The following is a 17139-nucleotide window of genomic DNA, read 5'->3' on the forward strand; positions in this document are numbered from 1 at the left end:
GCGATCACATAGGCGAGTTTCTGGCAAATCAGTGCTTTGCAGAATCATTTCGCGGCGTTTAACGAAGCGGAACCGGAGGAGTGGCAGAGTGGTCGAATGCACCGGTCTTGAAAACCGGCGTGCGTGAAAGCGTACCGTGGGTTCGAATCCCACCTCCTCCGCCACCACATAACATATTGATTTTAAAATATTTTTCGCCTCTCGTATTGTGGCGTGTTTTCCGCGGCATGCGAGACACGTTACCCTCTAGAGACTTGAAATCGCAGGCGAAATAGTCGCCCAAAACAGCCCGAGTCTCTATTTGGCATTTGGCGCGATACGGTTTTCGGGTGCTGCTTCAGCCGCAGGACTTGACTTCTAGCGGTTTCGAAGTTGGCCAGAGCCCTGTCGCGCAGTCGCTAACTCGTGCATCAGAACCAATCACTTAACCCAGTCGAGTCCTTCAGGAGGCATGCGAGCGACGCGCCAGCCACTTTCCCGTAGGAGGCCGATCTCGGCGTCGTCGAAGGCATCTGCCCGCATGGCAAGGCAGGCGAATGCGGGGGAGGGTCATGTCGAGGCTCGGGAGCAGGTAGTAGTCGAGCGGCTGTTGGTTCGGCCGATCCATACGAACCGCAATCGTGATGTCAGGCTTGAGGCTCATGTCAAAGCGGATATTCCACCGCAGAGAGCCCGCATTGGTTTCACTGCAGCGGACGATGACGAGAGATGCGGTGAATTCGCCGTTGATGGTGAGCAGGTCTGTTCGGGGATGCCGCTCGACTTTGCCGCCCGAAGCCTCGATGCCAGCAATCGTCTCGGCGACAATGTCCGGATGGAGCTCGCGCAAGCGTCTGTTGATCTCGATGTATCTGTAGTCCCGATCAGGTTTGAACCCGACCAGCCGGTAGGCGCGCAGCAGGCTGCCAATCCGCGGCTCCTTTGGCGAGATTTCCGCCACCCATGTTTCGCTGGCGACGACCATCTGGCTCCACACCATGGTGCCGCTATCGGCTGGCGATATCGTCGAGCTGCAAGGGTATTTCCGGGTCGCGGACGGCTACTTCGCCGCCGACCACACGTCCTTCTGGGGCTGCAAGGTCGGTTGAGCGGCGGAAGGAGGATCCCATGACACCACCCCGATCCGATCAGGGTTTCGTGCGCATGCCCGATGCTGAGTTTGAGGCCATGCTGGCACGTGCTGCGGAGAAAGGCGCCAAACGCGCGCTCGCCGATGTCGGCCTCGACGGCGAAGAAGCTGCGCTCGATATCCGGGATTTACGCTCGCTGCTGGACTGCATCCGGCTGGTGCGCCGCACCGCGATGCAGACGGCTGTGCGAATGATCACCACCGGCGTGATGTTGGCGCTGCTCGCGGGTATCGCGATCAAGCTCAAGATCTTCGGAAGCGGCCCTTAGCCGCCCATCGCAACAATTCACGCACCAACCTGAACCCGCCCATGTGGCGGGTTTTTTCGTTTCTGGAGGACACCATGACCACGACCTTTTACGACCATTGGAGCGATGTGCCGGAGAAAGCTTGGCGCTGGACCAACTTCTCGCCCGCCGAAATTGCCTGCCGCGGTGCCGGCAAGCTGCTCATCAACGAGCCCGCGCTCGACAAGCTTCAGGCGCTGCGTGACCGGCTCGGCAAGCCGCTGATCGTGCGTTCCTGCTATCGCAGCCCCGAACACAACCGCGCCGTCGGTGGCGCCACGAGGTCGAAGCGCCTCGACGGCGCCGCCTTCGACATCGCCATGTCGAACCATGACCCGGTGGCCTTCGAAGCGGCGGCGCGCGATGTCGGTTTCCTCGGCTTCGGCTTCTATCCGCGATCGGGGTTCATGCATGTCGACCTCGGCCCCGCACGCCAGTGGGGCGAGCGGTTCCCGATCCGGGCGACGGCATTTGCAGCCGAGACGCCGCCCGCACGCGAAGCGCTGGCGGAGAGCCGCACATCGAAAGGCGGTGGCGCGGCGACGCTGGGCGCAGCCGGCGTGGCGGTGGCGCAGCAGGTCCTGGCCGAGACGCTGAACGCCATACTGCCATTGTCCCGTATCTCGACACCCTGCGCTGGGTGTTCATTGCCGTCGCGCTCGGCGGGATCGCGGTCACCATCTATGCCCGCCTCGACGACTGGCGCCGGGGGCAGCGATGATCGGCTTCCTCCTCATCAGTGGCCTGAGGCGTAAGGCGCCGTTCTGCAGCAGACTCGGCCCGAAATCCTGTCGGCGTCTTGCCCGTCCATCGGCTGAATGCCCTGTCGAACGCGGCCGGGCCGGAGAGGCCTACCTGAACGGCGATTTGCGAGATGGGTAGCGTTGTGTTTGACAGGAGGTCTTCGCTGACGCTCTGGCGCACGTCTTCTTTCATCTGGCTGAAGGAGGTGCCGTTTGCCTGTAAGATGCGCTGTACACGACGTGGATGCAGGCCACAGATTGCGGCAAATCCATCAAGAGTAAGATCGTGGTGAGCGATGTTGTCCGCAAGCAAGCTACGAAGATAGGCAAGGGTTATTTCGCTGGCGCCGTCGGGCGCGAATTCCCCTCGTGAGGCTTTCTTCAGGTCCCAGTCCAGCGAGAATGGCGTCCAAAGCCATTGCGGCGGAAACGAAATCCGCAAGCCGTTGATCCCGGATGTGATAAGCGCCTGTTTCGGCAGAAACTTCGGCGGAAGACCTGCGGTGGTCGGCACAGTGACGTGGATGTCTTTGGGGTCGAAAGTGCCAGCGAGACCCTGTCTGATCACGGTCACGTAGAAGGCGACGCCGACTGCATCCAACTGCCTTGTTGGCTTCAACACCCCGATCGTGCGCTTAATCTCCAAGCTGGCAACGTCGGGTGAAACGATTAAGGAATACTTGACATTATCAACTTGCTTCGAAACCTCCACAACCACCCGGGAGAGAAAATCTCCCAAGGTGAGCGCGCGGCTCGCCGCGTCCCGGAGCCCGGGCGTCCCCTTCTTGGCGGTTTCGATCGCCACCGTTGCGCCGAAATACGGGTCGCCGAGAGTTTCGGCCATGTCCTCCATGGCAGCATAACAGGCTCTCGCCTCAACCAGCATCGCAGGATCGGTCAGCGCGCCGAGCGGAATCCTGTTGCGGGCAAGCAAAGCTTCGATATCGCCGCCACGCGAGACGAATGCCTTGGCGAGCGGGACCAGAACCAACATTGCCCGGGTGAATTTCAGTGTAGATGGTTTGCTCATCTGGACTCTTTTCTCATCTTTCAATGGATACCACTAAGGCGACAGGATTGTGTCACCGCTGGCATGAGATGCAAACACCTGATCTCACGGGGATGGTAGTTTTCAGGTTAGGGATGAGCGGAATCGGGCGATGTGCGCGCGGCGCTCATGATCCTAGCAAGCGCGGGGGGCTTGAATATGCTGCGAACAAGGACCTTGGGAGCTGCCACGATGGTGGCTTTGCTGTTGTCGACGACAGCCGTGCTGGCGAATGACATCGTCATAGCCGGCGGGAGGGTGATCGACCCCGAAACCGGTCTCGATGCCATTCGCAACGTCGCCATCGAGGGCGACAAGATCGTGGCGATCAGTGAATTTCCGTTAGAGGGCGATGTGGTTATCGACGCCACCGGCCACGTCGTGTCGCCGGGCTTCATCGACCTGCATTCCCATGGCCAGAACATCGGCGACTACCGGATGCAGGTTATCCAGGGCGTCACCACGGCGCTGGAGCTTGAATCCGGGCTTCTGCCCATCGGCGACTGGTATGATGCGCAGGCCACCAAGAACCTGCCGATGAACTATGGCGCTTCAGCAGCTTGGGTTTTTGGCAGGATCGCAACCTTCACCGAAACCGATCCATTGGCGACGGCAGGCTATTTCCTGGATGTACAGGGCCGCACCGACTGGAAGCTGGACATCGCCAGCCCGGAACAATCCGAACGCATCATGGCGCTGGTCGAACAGGGCCTCAAGGACGGTGCGCTGGGTATCGGCATCAACGCCGGTTACGCGCCGGGTTTTGGACACAAGGAATATTACGCGCTGGCCGAACTGGCCAACAAATACAATGTCCCGACCTATACCCATGTGCGTTATGCCAGCAACACCGAGCCGCAAAGCTCGTTCGAGGCGATCCAGGAGCTGATCAGCCTCGCCGCCATCACCGGCGCGCACATGCATCTGTGCCACATCAATTCGACCTCGCTGTCGGACATCAAGGCCACGATGGCGCTGGTGGAAGAGGCGCAGGCCCAGGGCATCAACGTCACGACCGAAGCCTATCCTTACGGCGCAGCCAGCACCGTGGTTGGCGCGGCCATGTTCAGCGGCCCGGACTGGCGCGAGCGGATGGATTCGACCGCCGATAACTTCCAGCTTGGCGCGGATCGGATGACCGAGGACGAGTTGGCCGATTATCAGGCGAACAAGCCCGGTACCATGATCGTCTGGCATTTCCTGGACGAGGAAGATCCCGCGGCCCTGTCGCTGCTGGACGTTTCGGTAACCAACCCCGCGACAGCGATCGCCTCGGATTCCGTGCTCTGGTCCTATTTCGACGAGAACGGCAACATTCTGCAATACGAAGGCGATGAATGGCCTCTGCCCGACAATGTGTTCAGCCATCCGCGGTCAACAGGCGCGTATACCAAGATCCTGCGGTCCTATGTGCGCGAACGCGGGGTATTGTCGCTTTCCGAAGCGATCCGCAAGATGTCGCTTCTGCCTGCACAGACGCTGGAAGACAGCGTGCCGCAAATGCGCACCAAGGGTCGGCTTCAAGTGGGCATGGACGCTGATATCGTCGTCTTCGATCCCGCAACGGTCGCTGACCTGGCCACCTTTGAAAATGCCAATCAACCGACCGTGGGCGTGCAAACCGTGATCGTGAACGGCGGCTTTTCGGTGCGCAACGGCGAGCTGGTATTGGACGCTCCCTTTGGTCGGCCGATTCGGAATGCCCGGACTGACTGACGAACGGCGCAAAATGCTGTAAATAATGGATAATCAAAGGCAAGAGAGGACGACATCGATGGCAAAAACGCTCTTTCTGACAACGACTCCGCTTATTGCCGGGCTGCTGACCGTTTCAGCGGCCTTCGCGCAAGACTATGATCTGGTGATCAACAACGGCAGGGTCATCGACCCTGAAACCCTGTTCGACGACATCGCCAATGTCGGCGTGAAGGACGGGCGCATCGTTGCGATCAGCACCGACCCGCTGACGGGCACCGAGACGGTGGATGCCACGGGTCATATTGTGGCGCCGGGCTTCATCGACACGCATTTCCACTTTCAGATGCCGATCGGTTATTCCCTCGGGTTGCGTGACGGGTTGACCAGCAGCATGGATTTCGAGATGGGCTGTGCGGGATCCTATGTCGCCGCCTGGTACGAGGCGCGTGCGGGTGTGACCCAGGCCAACTATGGCTGCGCGGTCAGCCACGAGTTCGCCCGCGCGATGATCCTAGACGGGTCGGACGGCGCTGAGTACCTGATAAATGGCCCCGTTGCCGCTTACACAACTCGGGCGAAAACAGGCTGGAGCGTGACACGCCCGAACCTGGAACAGGGCAACGCGATTCTTGAAGAGATTGACAAGGGCCTGATGGCTGGCGCACCCGGCATTGGCAGCACCACGGGCTATATGAGAGCGGGCATCTCTTCTCGCGAGATGTTCGAGGTGCAGAAGGTTGGCGCACGCTATGGCCGTCCGATGGGCTCGCATACACGCTATACGCTTGGCAACGACACGACCGAGGTCAACGGCGCGCAGGAACTCATCGCAAACGCAATCGCGCTCGGCGCGCCTGCGATCGTCCTGCACTTCAATAACCCCGGTTGGCGCGTGACACACGAATTGATTTCAGGGTTGCAGGAAAGGGGCTTCAACATCTGGGGTGAAATCTATCCCTACGCTGCAGGCTCCACCACGATCAATGCGGAGTTTCTGGAGCCCCAAAGCTGGGTCGATGATCTGGGCAACCGCTATGAGGAAACCATTCTGGATCCGGTCACGAATGAGTACTATACCCTCGAGACCTACAAGGCGACCATCGCATCCGAACCGACCAGGCCGGTCGTCGTGTTCAAGATGCCCGAAGAAGATCAGGCGAAGTGGCTGACGCTGAAGGGCGTGACCATGGCCAGCGATGGGGTTGGTGCCCAGCCGTACGACGCCCCGTGGGATTTCCCGATGGACCAGCTGGGCGGCACACACCCCCGGACCGCCGGATCCCGAGGAGCCACGATCCGGCTCGGTCGGGAAAACAACATCCCGATGATGCAGCTGATGTCGATCCTCAGCTACAACGCAGCCAAGCATCTGGGCAATACTGGCCTGAAGGCCATGCAGGAACGCGGTCGCATCCAGACCGGCATGGTCGCCGATATCGTGGTCTTTGACCCCGAACGCTTCACGGACAATTCGACCTACGACAAGGGTGCCGTCCCTTCAACGGGCATGAAAGCCGTGATCGTCAACGGTCAGGTCACCGTGCGTGACGATGTGCTGCTTCCTGTCTTCGCCGGTCAGCCGATCCGGTTTGAGCCCGAAGACAAGCCGCGCTTCGTGCCGGTCTCGCTGGAAGCATGGAATGCCGAATTCTCGACCGGGATGCCCAGTGACTTCACGGGTGCTTTCCCCGTGGACGGTGGAAACTAATCGTGATCGCGTTCAGGCAACGAGAAGTCAGCGTGCGATTCTTGATCTCTGTCTTTGTGGCGGCCTTGTTGGCCGCCACTCAAGCAACTGCAGAACCGGAGGCGATCGAGTTCTCCGACTTGGCGGATCCGTTGGCGGTGGCCTTTGACGATCCCTACGCAGCCATGGGGGTCGACATGCTGAACGAATTGAAACTGTTGGTTCAGTCGGACGAAAAGCTCGCCGGCACTGATCTTGATGCGGAGACCCGCACGCGTCTGGAAGCCCGCCGCACTGCCGCGCGGGAAGTGCTTGAAACAAACGGTCACGATGTGGAAGCGCTGCTCGAGCAGCGCTGGGACGTCGCCAGGAAGCGGCAGATCGCCCGCATGGCCACGAACCCCATTTTCGACGGCGTCGAGGTCTCGATCTCGGGCTATATCATCCCTGCACCACCAAACGCGGATGGCAGCGGGTTCGGCTATCTGGTGCCGCAGGTCGGAATGTGCAGCCACCTTCCGCCGCCACCGCCGAACCAACTCGTCAGGGTCAGACTTCGCGCGGATCAACAGGTCGAGTCCCTGTATCTGCCGGTTCGGGTGTCGGGGCTGCTGCGCGTCGAGCCAAGCGATGAGACCATATTCATCCTCGACGGCGAGTCGCGCATGCTGAGTGGCTGGACCCTCAACGCCGAAACCGTCGAGTTGCCGGAGGGTTGAAGCGGGAATGGCCCGGCCCTTTTACTCCGGAATGTAGGAACTGTTGGCGAAGCCGCGCGGCGCCGCGTCCGGGAAACAGGAATTCGCCAAGGGCGCATTCAAGGCGATTGCCCTGCTGGCGCTAAAGCCAAAAATAGAAGCCGAAATTGACATGGAGACACTAATGAAGAAGCAAAGATACATATTGACAGGCACATTCCTGCTAAGCGTCATGTCTGCCGTTCCGGCCCTGGCGCAAGACTATGATCTGGTAATCAACAATGGCCGGGTCATGGACCCGGAAACTCTGTATGACGACATCGCCAATGTCGGGATCAAGGATGGCCGGATTGTCGCGATCACCAAGGACGCGCTTACCGGTGCCGAGACGGTGGATGCCACGGGCCATATTGTGGCGCCGGGCTTCATCGACACCCATTTTCATTGGCAGACGCCAATCGGCTACCGGGTCGGCTTGCGTGACGGGTTGACCAGCGGCATGGATTTCGAGGCAGGCTGTGCGGGATCCTATGTCGCCGCCTGGTACGAGGCGCGTGCCGGTGTGACCCAGGCCAACTATGGCTGTGCGGTCAGCCACGAATTGGCCCGCGCGGTGGTGCTCGATGGGGCAGAGGGCGATTTCTTGGTAAACGGTCCCATTGCCGCTTTGGAAACCCGCAAGAAATCGGGCTGGAGCGTGACGCGCCCGACCCTGGAACAGGGCAACGCGATTCTTGAAGAGATTGACAAGGGTCTGCAGGCGGGCGCACCCGGCATTGGCAGCACCGTGGGTTATATGAGGGAGGGCGTCTCTTCCCGCGAGATGTTCGAGGTGCAGAAGGTTGGCGCACGCTATGGCCGCCCGACTGGCGCACATACACGCTATACGCTTGGCACCGACACGACCGAGAACAATGGTGCGCAGGAACTCATCGCTAATGCCCTGGCGCTGGGTGCCCCGGCGATTGTTCTTCACTTCAACAACCCCGGCTGGCGGCTTGCCCAGCAAATGATTGTTGGGCTTCAGGAACAGGGCCACAACATCTGGGGTGAAATCTATCCCTACGCTGCCGGGTCCACCACGTTGAATGCGTCGTTCCTGCAGCCGGAGAGCTGGGTCGAGCAATTGGGCAACCGCTATGAGGATACCGTGCAGGATCCGGTCACGGGCGACTTCTACACCCTGGAGACATTCAAGACCGACATGGCCGCCAATCCGACCAAGCCGATCGTCGTGTTCAAGATGCCCGAAGAAGATGCGCCGAAATGGCTGACCCTGAAGGGCGTCACCGTGGCCAGCGATGCGCTTCCTCCCGAACCTCTTTTCGGCCCGTGGGATATCCCGCTGGACCAGCTCGGCAACACCCATCCCCGCGCGGCTGGCACCCGGGGTATTACGATCCGCCTCGGTCGGGAAAACAACATTCCGATGATGCAGCTGATCTCGATCCTCAGTTACAACGCGGCCAAGCATCTGGGCGATACGGGCCTGAAGGCGATGCAGGAACGCGGCCGCATCCAGACCGGGATGGTTGCCGATATCGTGGTCTTTGACCCCGAACGCTTCACGGACAATTCGACCTACGACAAGGGTGCCGTCCCTTCAACGGGCATGAAAGCCGTGATCGTCAACGGTCAGGTCACGTTGCGTGACGACAAGGTGCTTCCTGTTTTCGCCGGTCAGCCGATCCGGTTTGACCCCGAAGACAAGGCGCGCTTCGTGCCAGTCTCGGTGGAAGCGTGGAATGCCGAATTCTCGACCGGGATGCCCAGTGACTTCGGTGCCTTCCCTGCGGACGGTGGCAACTGATCGCGCCGCATCCAAGCAAGGAGACGGGATCATGCTGTTTTTGATCTCCGTCTCCTGGCTGCCCTTCGCCCAGGTTTTGTGCGCAGGCTGCGCGTTCCTGGGTATCAACGCCGAACGGGACAATCCCGATGCCTGTCTCTCAGAAAGGAGATATCTGTAATGAAACTTCGCAACACCATCATGGCCCTTGCGGTTTCCGCCGCGGCGACCTTCGGCCCGGCATACGCCCAGACAGCGGACGGACAGTCCGTCGGGGCCGCGATCGAGCGGGTCGCGACTAAGCTTGCCGGGCGCATCGGTTTCGCGGCGCAGGAGATCGGCGGCGACGAGGTCATCGCGTTCAATGGCGATGAGGCCTTCGTCATGGCCAGCACCTACAAGGTTGCGATCGCCGCTGCGGTCCTGGATCGCGTCGACAAAGGCGAACTCAGCCTCGACCAGATGGTCGAGGTCACACTCGACATGATGATGATCGGGGACGCTGCGCTGAACGGCACATTCGTTCACCCTGGGCTCCAGTTGTCGATCGCGAACGTGATCGAGGTGATGATCACGGAGAGCGATAACACGGCGACCGACATCTCGATGGGACTGGCTGGAGGACCCGCGGCGGTGACCCAATATCTGCGCAGGATCGGGATCAGCGATATCAGAGTCGATCGGCCCACCGGCGAGATCATCGGGGAGTTCTATGGTTTGCCGGGACCGGCCACGCATAAACTCGCCACAGAGGTCTTCAAGGCCCGGCCGGAACTCTTGAAGATCCAGGCTGACCGGAATCTCGACTTCGAGGCGGATCCACGTGACCAGGCAACGCCGCTTGCGATGCTGCAACTCCTGCTTGCCATCGACAGTGGCGCGGCGACAAGCGCCGAGAGCCGCGACTTCCTGATTGACGTCATGTCGCGCACGCGCACCGGCGCTGGCCGGCTCAAGGGCCTGCTGCCCCGTGGAACGCCCGTGGGGAACAAGACCGGAACCATCGGGGGAGTGGCCAATGACGTCGGCTATATCACGCTCCCCGACGGTCGCCGGTTTGCAATCGCCGTGTTCACCAAGAGCAGCGAGACATCCGAGGCGGACAGGGATCGGGCAATTGCCGAGGTCGCCCGGTCGCTGTTCGACTACTTCAATGTCGGGCAGATGGCGAAGCAGTAAGCGGGGAAATCTCGCCGGGGCGCACCTTTGCCGGTGCGCCCCAAAACGCCGACCAAGGGACTGATCGTCGATACACGAAACGGAAGCGCACGGTCCAGTGGCGATGCTGCACGAAGGCGAATGGATTTGTTCAAGAGTTAACCACTGCAACGCTGAGGTAAAGGAGGCGGTCAAATGAAAAGATTAAACCCAAGGAACCTCACTGCGGCGCTTGCCGTCGCCGTCAGTTTCACCCTGCCGGCAACGGCTCAGGATGCCTCCGGGCCGATCCTGTTCACGAACGTCCATGTCTTTGATGGCGTGAACGAAACCCTGATCGAAAATGCCAATGTCGTGGTCACGGACAACCTGATCACGGCAGTGTCAACCGAGGCGCTTGCTGTCGCGGGTGGCACGGTGATCGATGGTGGCGGGCGCACGCTGATGCCAGGGCTGATTGACACACACCAGCATCTCAACCAGGGCGGGCTGTCATTAGCCGACCAGTTCGCCAACCTCTATTACATCGGGATCGCGCAGAGCAAGTATGCTGAGGGGACCCTGATGCGAGGCGTGACCTCCGTGCGGGACCCGGGCGGTGACAGCATGGGACTCAAGAGGGCGATCGACGAAGGGCTCGTGCCGGGACCGCGGATCGTATCAGCCGGGCCCGTTGTAGGTCCGACGAATGGGCACGGCGACACCAGATTCCCTTACACGGGCCATCCCCGCTTCGATAAGGTGGGGATGACTCCAGACCGCCGGTTGAACTTTGCCTACATGGCGGATGGCGAGGCGGAAGTCTTGGCTGCAACGCGTGAAATCCTTCGCCAGGGCGCAAGCTTCATCAAGATCATGGCGGGCGGAGGCGTCAGCACCGATTTGGACCCGATCGACACCAAGCAGTATACGCCCGCGGAAATGCGCGCGGCGGTAGCCGCAGCGGCGGATTGGAACACCTATGTCGGGGCGCATGCGTACAACGTCGAGTCAATCCGTCGCGCAATCGACGCCGGCGTCAAGGTGATTGAACACGGCCAGCAGATCGACGAGGAGACGATGAAATATGCCGTCGAAAAGGGAATCTGGTTCACGTCGCAGTACCTCGTCTTTACCATCGACATTCCTTCCTTCACCGAGAAGGCTAGGGAAAGCCAGAGAGTGGTTCTGCAAGACACCGAGCGTTTCTTCGAGTTGGCGAAGAAGTACAACGCCAAACTGACCTTTGGCACCGACCTTGTCCTCGGCGCGGATCCCATGCTGCAAACGAAAGAGCTCGTGATGCGCAAGAAGTGGTTCACCCCCCATGAGATCCTGGTTCAGGGAACATCCCGCCCAGCTGAGCTCATCGCGTTGTCCGGCCCACGCAACCCCTATCCGGGCAAGCTCGGTGTCATTGAGGAGGGTGCGTATGCCGACCTGCTTCTGGTCGATGGTAACCCACTCGAGAATATCGATCTCATTGGCGATCCGGAGAAGAATTTCGTCGTCATCATGAAAGACGGCGTGATCTACAAGAACACGCTTCAGTGAAAACGGCCGCCGGTTGCGAAAGCGCGGCGGGCGGCTTGATTGCCGGGAGGTCGGTATATGCACCCATTGCGGATTGAACGGCTTGTCTACCGTTGGCCGGGCGCGGAGCGCAACACGCTGGAGATCGGCGCGCTGTCTCTGGCGTCCGGCGAGAGCCTGTTCCTGTTTGGACCGAGCGGCTGCGGAAAATCGACGCTGCTGTCTGCGATTGCGGGGGTGGTCGAAGTGCCGAAGGGTGCCATACGCGTTGCGGATCAGGATGTTGGCGCAGTGCATGGCGGTGCGCGGGACCGGTTTCGGGTGGACCACATCGGCATGATCTTCCAGGTATTCAACCTCATTCCGTGGCTGAGCGCGATCGAGAATGTCCTACTCCCCTGCACCTATTCCCGGCACCGCCGCGTCCGTGCTGGCGACAATCCGGAGGGCACGGCGCGACGGTTGTTGAGTGAGTTGGGCCTTGCCGATCCGTCTCTGGCCTCGAAGCCGGCCAACGAGCTCAGTGTCGGCCAACAACAACGCGTCGCTGCCGCCCGGGCACTGATCGGCAAGCCGGACCTGATCCTGGCGGACGAGCCGACCTCCGCGCTCGATGAGGCGGCCAAGGCCGCCTTCGTCGACTTGCTGGCGCGGGAATGCGCCGAAGCGGGCACCGCTCTGCTCTTCGTCAGTCACGACCGCAGCTTGGAGCGTCATTTCGACCGTGGCGTTGACTTCCTCGCCCTCAACGAGGGGGGCGCCTGATGCTGGGGTTCAGCCTGCGCAGCCTGTGGAACCGCCGGTTCGTCGCCGGCCTGACCGTGCTGGCCATCGGCCTGAGCGTCGCGCTGATCCTCGGTGTCGAGCGGCTGCGGGACGGTGCGCGCGACAGTTTCGCCAACTCCGCCTCGGGGATCGACCTGATCGTGGCACCGCGCGGCAATTCGGTGCAGATCCTGATGGCCACCGTTTTCGGCGTCGGCGGCACCGGGACCGGCATGACATGGGACAGCTTCGAGTGGCTGGAGGACCGGCCCGAAGTCGCTTGGGCCGTGCCGATCCAGATGGGCGACAACCATCGCGGCTATCCGGTGATCGGGACGGATGCATCGTATTTCGAGCATTTTCGGCACTCCGGCGGTCAGCCGCTCGCATTGGCGGCTGGCACGTTCTTCACTGGGGAAGGGGCGGATGCGGCGGTGGTCGGGGCTGAGATCGCGGTGCGGTTCGGCTATGCGCCGGGGACCGTGATCGTCAACGCCCATGGCTCCGGCGAGGTCTCGTTCGACGTCCATGACGAGGCTCCCTTCATCATCTCGGGCGTGCTCGCGCGGACCGGCACCGCCGTCGACCGGATGGTCTTTGTCACGCTGGAAGGGTTCGACACCATCCATGCACAGGAAGAGACGCCACTGGCCGACCCCCTCGACCCGGCCGCCATGCCCTCCGACGATCATGACGCGCACGACGATCATGAAGCCGGCGACGAGCACGAAGATCATGACGCGCATGACGACCATGAAGCCGGTGACGCGCACGAGGATCATGACGCGCATGACGACCATGAAGCCGGTGACGCGCACGAGGATCATGACGCGCATGACGACCATGAAGCCGGTGACGCGCACGAGGATCATGACGCGTATGACGACCATGAGGCCGGTGACGCGCACGATGATCATGACGCGCATGGCGACCACAAAGGCACGGAGGCCGGACACGATCACGAACCGGACCGGATCAATGCCGTCTACGTTGGGCTGATCGATCGGACCAGTGTCCTCGGCCTGCAGCGGGCCGTCAACGAACGCCCATCTGATGCGTTGAGTGCCGTCCTGCCGGCGGTTGCCCTGGCCGAGCTCTGGGGGATCACCGGGACAGCAGAGCGCGCGATGCGACTGATGGCGTGGGCCGTGGCTTTGGCCGGGATGATCGGTATGGTGGTCATGCTCTCGGCCACACTCGATACGCGCCGCCGCGAGTTTGCGATCCTTCGCTCTGTCGGCGCGACACCGGCACGCATCTTCGGCCTGATTGTGATCGAAGCCGCCAGTCTCACGGCCGCGGGACTGATCCTTGGCCTTGTTCTGCTTACGGTGGCCACGTTCGTGACCGACCCGATCCTGTCCGCCCGTTTCGGTTTGCGATTGGGATTGAATGTCTTTGGAGCGAGCGAATTGGCCGCCCTTTTCGTCATCTTCTGCGCAGGGCTTCTTGCTTCGCTTGTCCCGGCAGTCCGGGTCTATCGCATGACGCTGGCCGACGGGCTGTCGGTCCGGCTATGATAAACTCAGGGGAATTCTCCATGACCATGTTCGCTCGTCTCGTCTTGATACTCTCGCTTGCCGTTCTTCCGGGTCTCGGACAAGCGGCTGACCCTCTGGAAATCTCGTGGGATACGCTCGCACCTCCGGCCGTTGTGATCGAGAACCCGTTTGAGACCCTCACCGACGATCAGATGGACACGCTGCGCCAGATCCTGCGGTTCGAGGCCCTGGCCGAGCGGAGCGATGACGCCGAAGCCAGCACCGAGGCGCAGGCGTTACGCAAGCAACTGGCCGGGGACGGCCTCGATGTCGATGGGTTGTTCGCCGCGCGCCTCGCGATCATGGAGAAACGCGAAGCTGCGGCCTCCGGGGTGAACGAGGAGCTCGTTGGCACGAGCGTACGCCTGCCTGGATATGTGTTGCCGCTCGAATTCAAGGATCGAAAGGCGGTTGAGTTCCTGCTTGTGCCGACCGTCGGCGCCTGCGTCCACACCCCGCCGCCCCCCGCCAACCAGATCGTCCATGTAGTGTATCCGGAGGGCATCGAGGTCAACGGACTCTTCACCCCCGTATGGATCACCGGAACCATGGTGGCTCAGAGTTCGGTTCAGAAGGTTGGCTATGTCGACGGACAGGCTCCGGTCTCCGTGAGCTATTCGATGCAGCCGGTGCTGGTCGAGGAGTATGGCGGATGAACGCCAGCGCTGTTTTTGTCAGATCAATTTCGGCTGAACCAGACCGGACGGCAACGGTTCGCCTTTCGCTTGTCGGAATTGGCATGGCCGCCGGAATGTTCGCGCTTGCGCCGTGCTCGGCCTTTGCGGTTGACAGGGTGATACAACCCGGCGGTGTCTCGCCTGCGGAAGTTGTCCAGACCGATGTCGGCCTGAGCTTTGGCACCCTGGTGGTGGCGCCGATCCCGTTCTCAAGCGCGGAACTGGGCAACGGCCTGACGCTTGGCACGGGGTATCTTTTCAACCTGCCAGGCTCGAACACTTCGGGTGTCGGTCTCGGATACATGCATACAGACAACGGTAGCACCGCCTCTGGCCTTGGCGGCAGCGTGAATTTCGGCGACGGACGTTGGACGGTGAGCGCTATCGCAGCCGAGGCCGAAGTCTTCTACGAATTGCCGGTTGGGCCTATCGATTTGCCTATCATCTAGTCGGGCGATCTTACTATTGTTAGTGTTGAAAGTTCCACTGAACACCGAAGCGAAAAAAGGATATGGTGATGAAAGGTTGGATTTGGTGGCTCATTGCCGGGCTATTATCTCTGCTCGGGGGAGTCTTCGCGCTTGCGAACCCACTGGCCGCGACCCTGACTGCAGAGTTGCTGACCGGATATCTGTTCGTTGCGGTCGGAGCTATGATGCTCGTTTCGATATTCTGGGACACGGAGTGGGGATCGCGCATCCTGTCGCTTCTTCTCGGATTTGGCCTCGTTGTGCTTGGCTTCAGTCTGGTCGCGAATCCTCTCAAGGGCGTTCTGTCGCTGACCCTTCTTGTTGCGGTGATTATGCTGATCGTCGGTGGCTTTCGCCTCATTCTGGCATTCAGCGCATCGGATTTCCGTGTTCGCGTCTTCCTGATCCTCGCCGGAGCGGTTTCCTTGGTGCTGGGCGCCATGATCCTTTTGAACTTTCCATGGTCTGCGGCCGTCGTTCTTGGAATACTCCTGGCTATCGAACTGATCTCCAATGGAGTTTTTCTGATCGCAATTTCACTTCTGGCAAGATCGGAAAAAAAAATAGGGAAACGTCCATGACTGGCAGAAACGTTCGCCTGGCGGCTGGTGCTGTCGCGCTGGTTGGTGGGCTTTGGGGGCTCTTTAATCCGACCGCCGCTCAGTTCGCTTCGACAACCATTGCAGGCTGGGCATTGCTCATCGTGGGTCTGCTGCAGGGACGCGCTGCCTGGCAGGCATCGGAAGCACGCGAAAGGGCCGGCGCGATCCTCTTTTCCGCGGCAGCACTTTTTCTAGGGCTGTCGCTCGTGTTCGGCCCATTCGGTGACGGAAGCCTGCTGAGAAACATTCTGGGCGTTCTTCTTTTGGTATCCGGCGCGGCGAAGTTCTGGATGGGCCGCGCTTTGCGAGGCGATCCGTTCTTTCCGGTGATCCTCGCGGCGGCCGGAGTGTCTGTCGTGCTTGGAGGTCTCGTGCTGGCGGGAAACCAGGTCACTTTGGGCTTCGTTCTGTCGCTAGAGCTGCTGGCTGATGGAGCCGCACTGTTCGTATTGGGGTTCAGACAGGGAATAACGCAGAAGGCAGGCTGAACGGTCATGTCAGGGGAACTTGGCTTGTGGCGGGCGCGGTGCTTTCGCAGCCTTTGACGATGACCAAACGCTCTCCCTTAAAATACTTCGTAAGCGCGATGCCGCAGCCCTATGCGGCGCGGCTTGACGGCCGGGCGTAGCGCCAGGGCGTGAGGTCCTCGATGCGGAACTTGCAGTGTCCGTCGAGGATAACCCGGAGGGTATAGGCGAGGTAGTCGACCGGGTTCACGCCGGCCAGCTTGCAGGTGGCGACCAGTGAGGCGAGCATGGCCCAGGGTTTTGTCATAAGGATTTCGGTTGAGACGGACAGGGCGGTCTCGTGGCCTTGTCGCATGAGCAAGCACGAGCCGTTCAAGTACTTCAAGACGAGCCGCGAGATCATCCGCCTGGCGGTGATGCTGTACGTCCGATTTCCCCTGTCGCTCGGGAATGTCGAGGACCTGCTGCACGAGCGTGGCGTCGACATCAGCCACGAGACAGTCCGGTATTGGTGGCATCGTTTCGGTCCGATGTTCGCCTCCGAGATTAACAAACGTCGCATAGAGGGCATGCGGTCGCGCCTCTCGGCGGTTCGGTTCGTTTCCAGTTCATTCTATGCGCTCGGGGTTCCAACTCTAGGTGTTCAGTCCCGGCATTTGGTGGATCGGATTTAGGATGAAACGATCTGGCTCTGAAGTCCAGATCTTGCAGATGTATTCGTAAGGCGTCAGCCCGCTGAGGGTCTTGAACCTGCGGGCGAAGTTGTAGGCTGCCATGAAGTCGGCAAGGTGTGTTCTCAACTGGTCGTGGTTTTCGTAGTGGAAGCGTTTGACGGTCGCCTCCTTGATGGTGCGGTTCATTCGTTCGA

At 60.7% G+C, this 17139-nt stretch carries 18 protein-coding genes, 1 tRNA gene and 2 pseudogenes; 17 read left to right on the top strand and 4 right to left on the bottom strand.

Features of this window, described 5'->3' with window-relative positions; genetic code table 11:
• Positions 1-74 precede the first annotated feature (74 nt).
• Positions 75-164, top strand: a tRNA-Ser gene (locus PGB28_RS10300).
• Positions 165-442: 278 nt separating this feature from the next.
• Here PGB28_RS10300 and PGB28_RS10305 read toward each other — a convergent pair.
• Complete coding sequence (locus PGB28_RS10305) at positions 443-964, bottom strand: hypothetical protein (RefSeq protein ID WP_408636242.1); 522 nt, start codon at positions 962-964, stop codon at positions 443-445.
• Positions 965-1107: 143 nt separating this feature from the next.
• Between PGB28_RS10305 and PGB28_RS10310 the strand changes: the two genes are divergently transcribed.
• On the top strand, positions 1108-1398 hold the full coding sequence (locus PGB28_RS10310) for a DUF6127 family protein (protein WP_271421432.1): 291 nt from the start codon (positions 1108-1110) through the stop codon (positions 1396-1398).
• 74 nt (positions 1399-1472) lie between these two features.
• A pseudogene (locus tag PGB28_RS10315) lies at positions 1473-2137 on the top strand (YcbK family protein).
• Here PGB28_RS10315 and PGB28_RS10320 read toward each other — a convergent pair.
• The gene (locus PGB28_RS10320; protein ID WP_271421434.1) at positions 2098-3189 is read right to left on the bottom strand and encodes an AraC family transcriptional regulator; all 1092 of its coding nucleotides are present in this window, start codon (positions 3187-3189) and stop codon (positions 2098-2100) included. The pseudogene PGB28_RS10315 and the gene PGB28_RS10320 overlap by 40 nt on opposite strands.
• Positions 3190-3366: 177 nt before the next feature.
• On the opposite strand from PGB28_RS10320, the gene PGB28_RS10325 reads away from it, so the two are divergent.
• The 13 genes from PGB28_RS10325 to PGB28_RS10385 all read left to right on the top strand — a co-directional run bounded on the left by PGB28_RS10325 (position 3367) and on the right by PGB28_RS10385 (position 16292).
• Positions 3367-4923 (top strand): amidohydrolase family protein, encoded by a 1557-nt coding sequence (locus PGB28_RS10325; RefSeq protein ID WP_271421435.1) that lies wholly within the window; start codon positions 3367-3369, stop codon positions 4921-4923.
• Between the two features lie 58 nt (positions 4924-4981).
• Entirely contained in the window at positions 4982-6613 is a 1632-nt protein-coding gene (locus PGB28_RS10330) for an amidohydrolase family protein (protein WP_271421436.1), read from the top strand.
• A 2-nt stretch (positions 6614-6615) separates the two neighbouring features.
• Positions 6616-7311, top strand: a complete 696-nt coding sequence (locus PGB28_RS10335; protein WP_271421437.1) for a DUF3299 domain-containing protein — start codon at positions 6616-6618, stop codon at positions 7309-7311.
• A gap of 211 nt (positions 7312-7522) precedes the next feature.
• Positions 7523-9100, top strand: coding sequence for an amidohydrolase family protein (locus PGB28_RS10340; protein WP_271421438.1), 1578 nt, complete (start codon positions 7523-7525; stop codon positions 9098-9100).
• Between the two features lie 31 nt (positions 9101-9131).
• The gene (locus tag PGB28_RS10345; protein ID WP_271421439.1) at positions 9132-9260 is read left to right on the top strand and encodes a hypothetical protein; all 129 of its coding nucleotides are present in this window, start codon (positions 9132-9134) and stop codon (positions 9258-9260) included.
• Complete coding sequence (gene bla / locus PGB28_RS10350) at positions 9260-10258, top strand: class A beta-lactamase (RefSeq protein ID WP_271421440.1); 999 nt, start codon at positions 9260-9262, stop codon at positions 10256-10258. Before PGB28_RS10345 ends, bla begins: the two co-directional genes overlap by 1 nt.
• A 174-nt stretch (positions 10259-10432) precedes the next feature.
• On the top strand, positions 10433-11770 hold the full coding sequence (locus PGB28_RS10355) for a metal-dependent hydrolase family protein (protein WP_271421441.1): 1338 nt from the start codon (positions 10433-10435) through the stop codon (positions 11768-11770).
• Positions 11771-11827: 57 nt separating this feature from the next.
• Positions 11828-12514 (top strand): ABC transporter ATP-binding protein, encoded by a 687-nt coding sequence (locus tag PGB28_RS10360; protein WP_271421442.1) that lies wholly within the window; start codon positions 11828-11830, stop codon positions 12512-12514.
• Positions 12514-14034, top strand: coding sequence for an ABC transporter permease (locus PGB28_RS10365; RefSeq protein WP_271421443.1), 1521 nt, complete (start codon positions 12514-12516; stop codon positions 14032-14034). The genes PGB28_RS10360 and PGB28_RS10365 overlap by 1 nt, the downstream gene beginning before the upstream one ends.
• A gap of 20 nt (positions 14035-14054) precedes the next feature.
• Complete coding sequence (locus tag PGB28_RS10370) at positions 14055-14711, top strand: DUF3299 domain-containing protein (RefSeq protein WP_271421444.1); 657 nt, start codon at positions 14055-14057, stop codon at positions 14709-14711.
• 83 nt (positions 14712-14794) lie between these two features.
• Positions 14795-15181, top strand: coding sequence for a hypothetical protein (locus PGB28_RS10375; RefSeq protein ID WP_271421445.1), 387 nt, complete (start codon positions 14795-14797; stop codon positions 15179-15181).
• A 68-nt stretch (positions 15182-15249) separates the two neighbouring features.
• Complete coding sequence (locus PGB28_RS10380; protein ID WP_271421446.1) at positions 15250-15783, top strand: HdeD family acid-resistance protein; 534 nt, start codon at positions 15250-15252, stop codon at positions 15781-15783.
• Positions 15780-16292 (top strand): HdeD family acid-resistance protein, encoded by a 513-nt coding sequence (locus PGB28_RS10385; RefSeq protein WP_271421447.1) that lies wholly within the window; start codon positions 15780-15782, stop codon positions 16290-16292. The genes PGB28_RS10380 and PGB28_RS10385 overlap by 4 nt, the downstream gene beginning before the upstream one ends.
• A 109-nt stretch (positions 16293-16401) precedes the next feature.
• Here PGB28_RS10385 and PGB28_RS10390 read toward each other — a convergent pair whose 3' ends face one another.
• Positions 16402-16626, bottom strand: coding sequence for a transposase domain-containing protein (locus tag PGB28_RS10390; protein WP_271421448.1), 225 nt, complete (start codon positions 16624-16626; stop codon positions 16402-16404).
• Here PGB28_RS10390 and PGB28_RS10395 point away from each other — a divergent pair.
• Positions 16625-16849: pseudogene (locus PGB28_RS10395) on the top strand (IS6 family transposase); the annotation flags it as partial. The gene PGB28_RS10390 and the pseudogene PGB28_RS10395 overlap by 2 nt on opposite strands.
• 57 nt (positions 16850-16906) lie before the next feature.
• Here PGB28_RS10395 and PGB28_RS10400 read toward each other — a convergent pair.
• Positions 16907-17139 (bottom strand): integrase core domain-containing protein (locus PGB28_RS10400; RefSeq protein WP_271421449.1); only part of this gene is annotated, 233 nt, incomplete at its 5' end.

The sequence above is a fragment of the Primorskyibacter aestuariivivens genome (genome assembly GCF_028023675.1).
GTDB classification, from domain to species: Bacteria; Pseudomonadota; Alphaproteobacteria; order Rhodobacterales; family Rhodobacteraceae; genus Marinovum; species Marinovum aestuariivivens.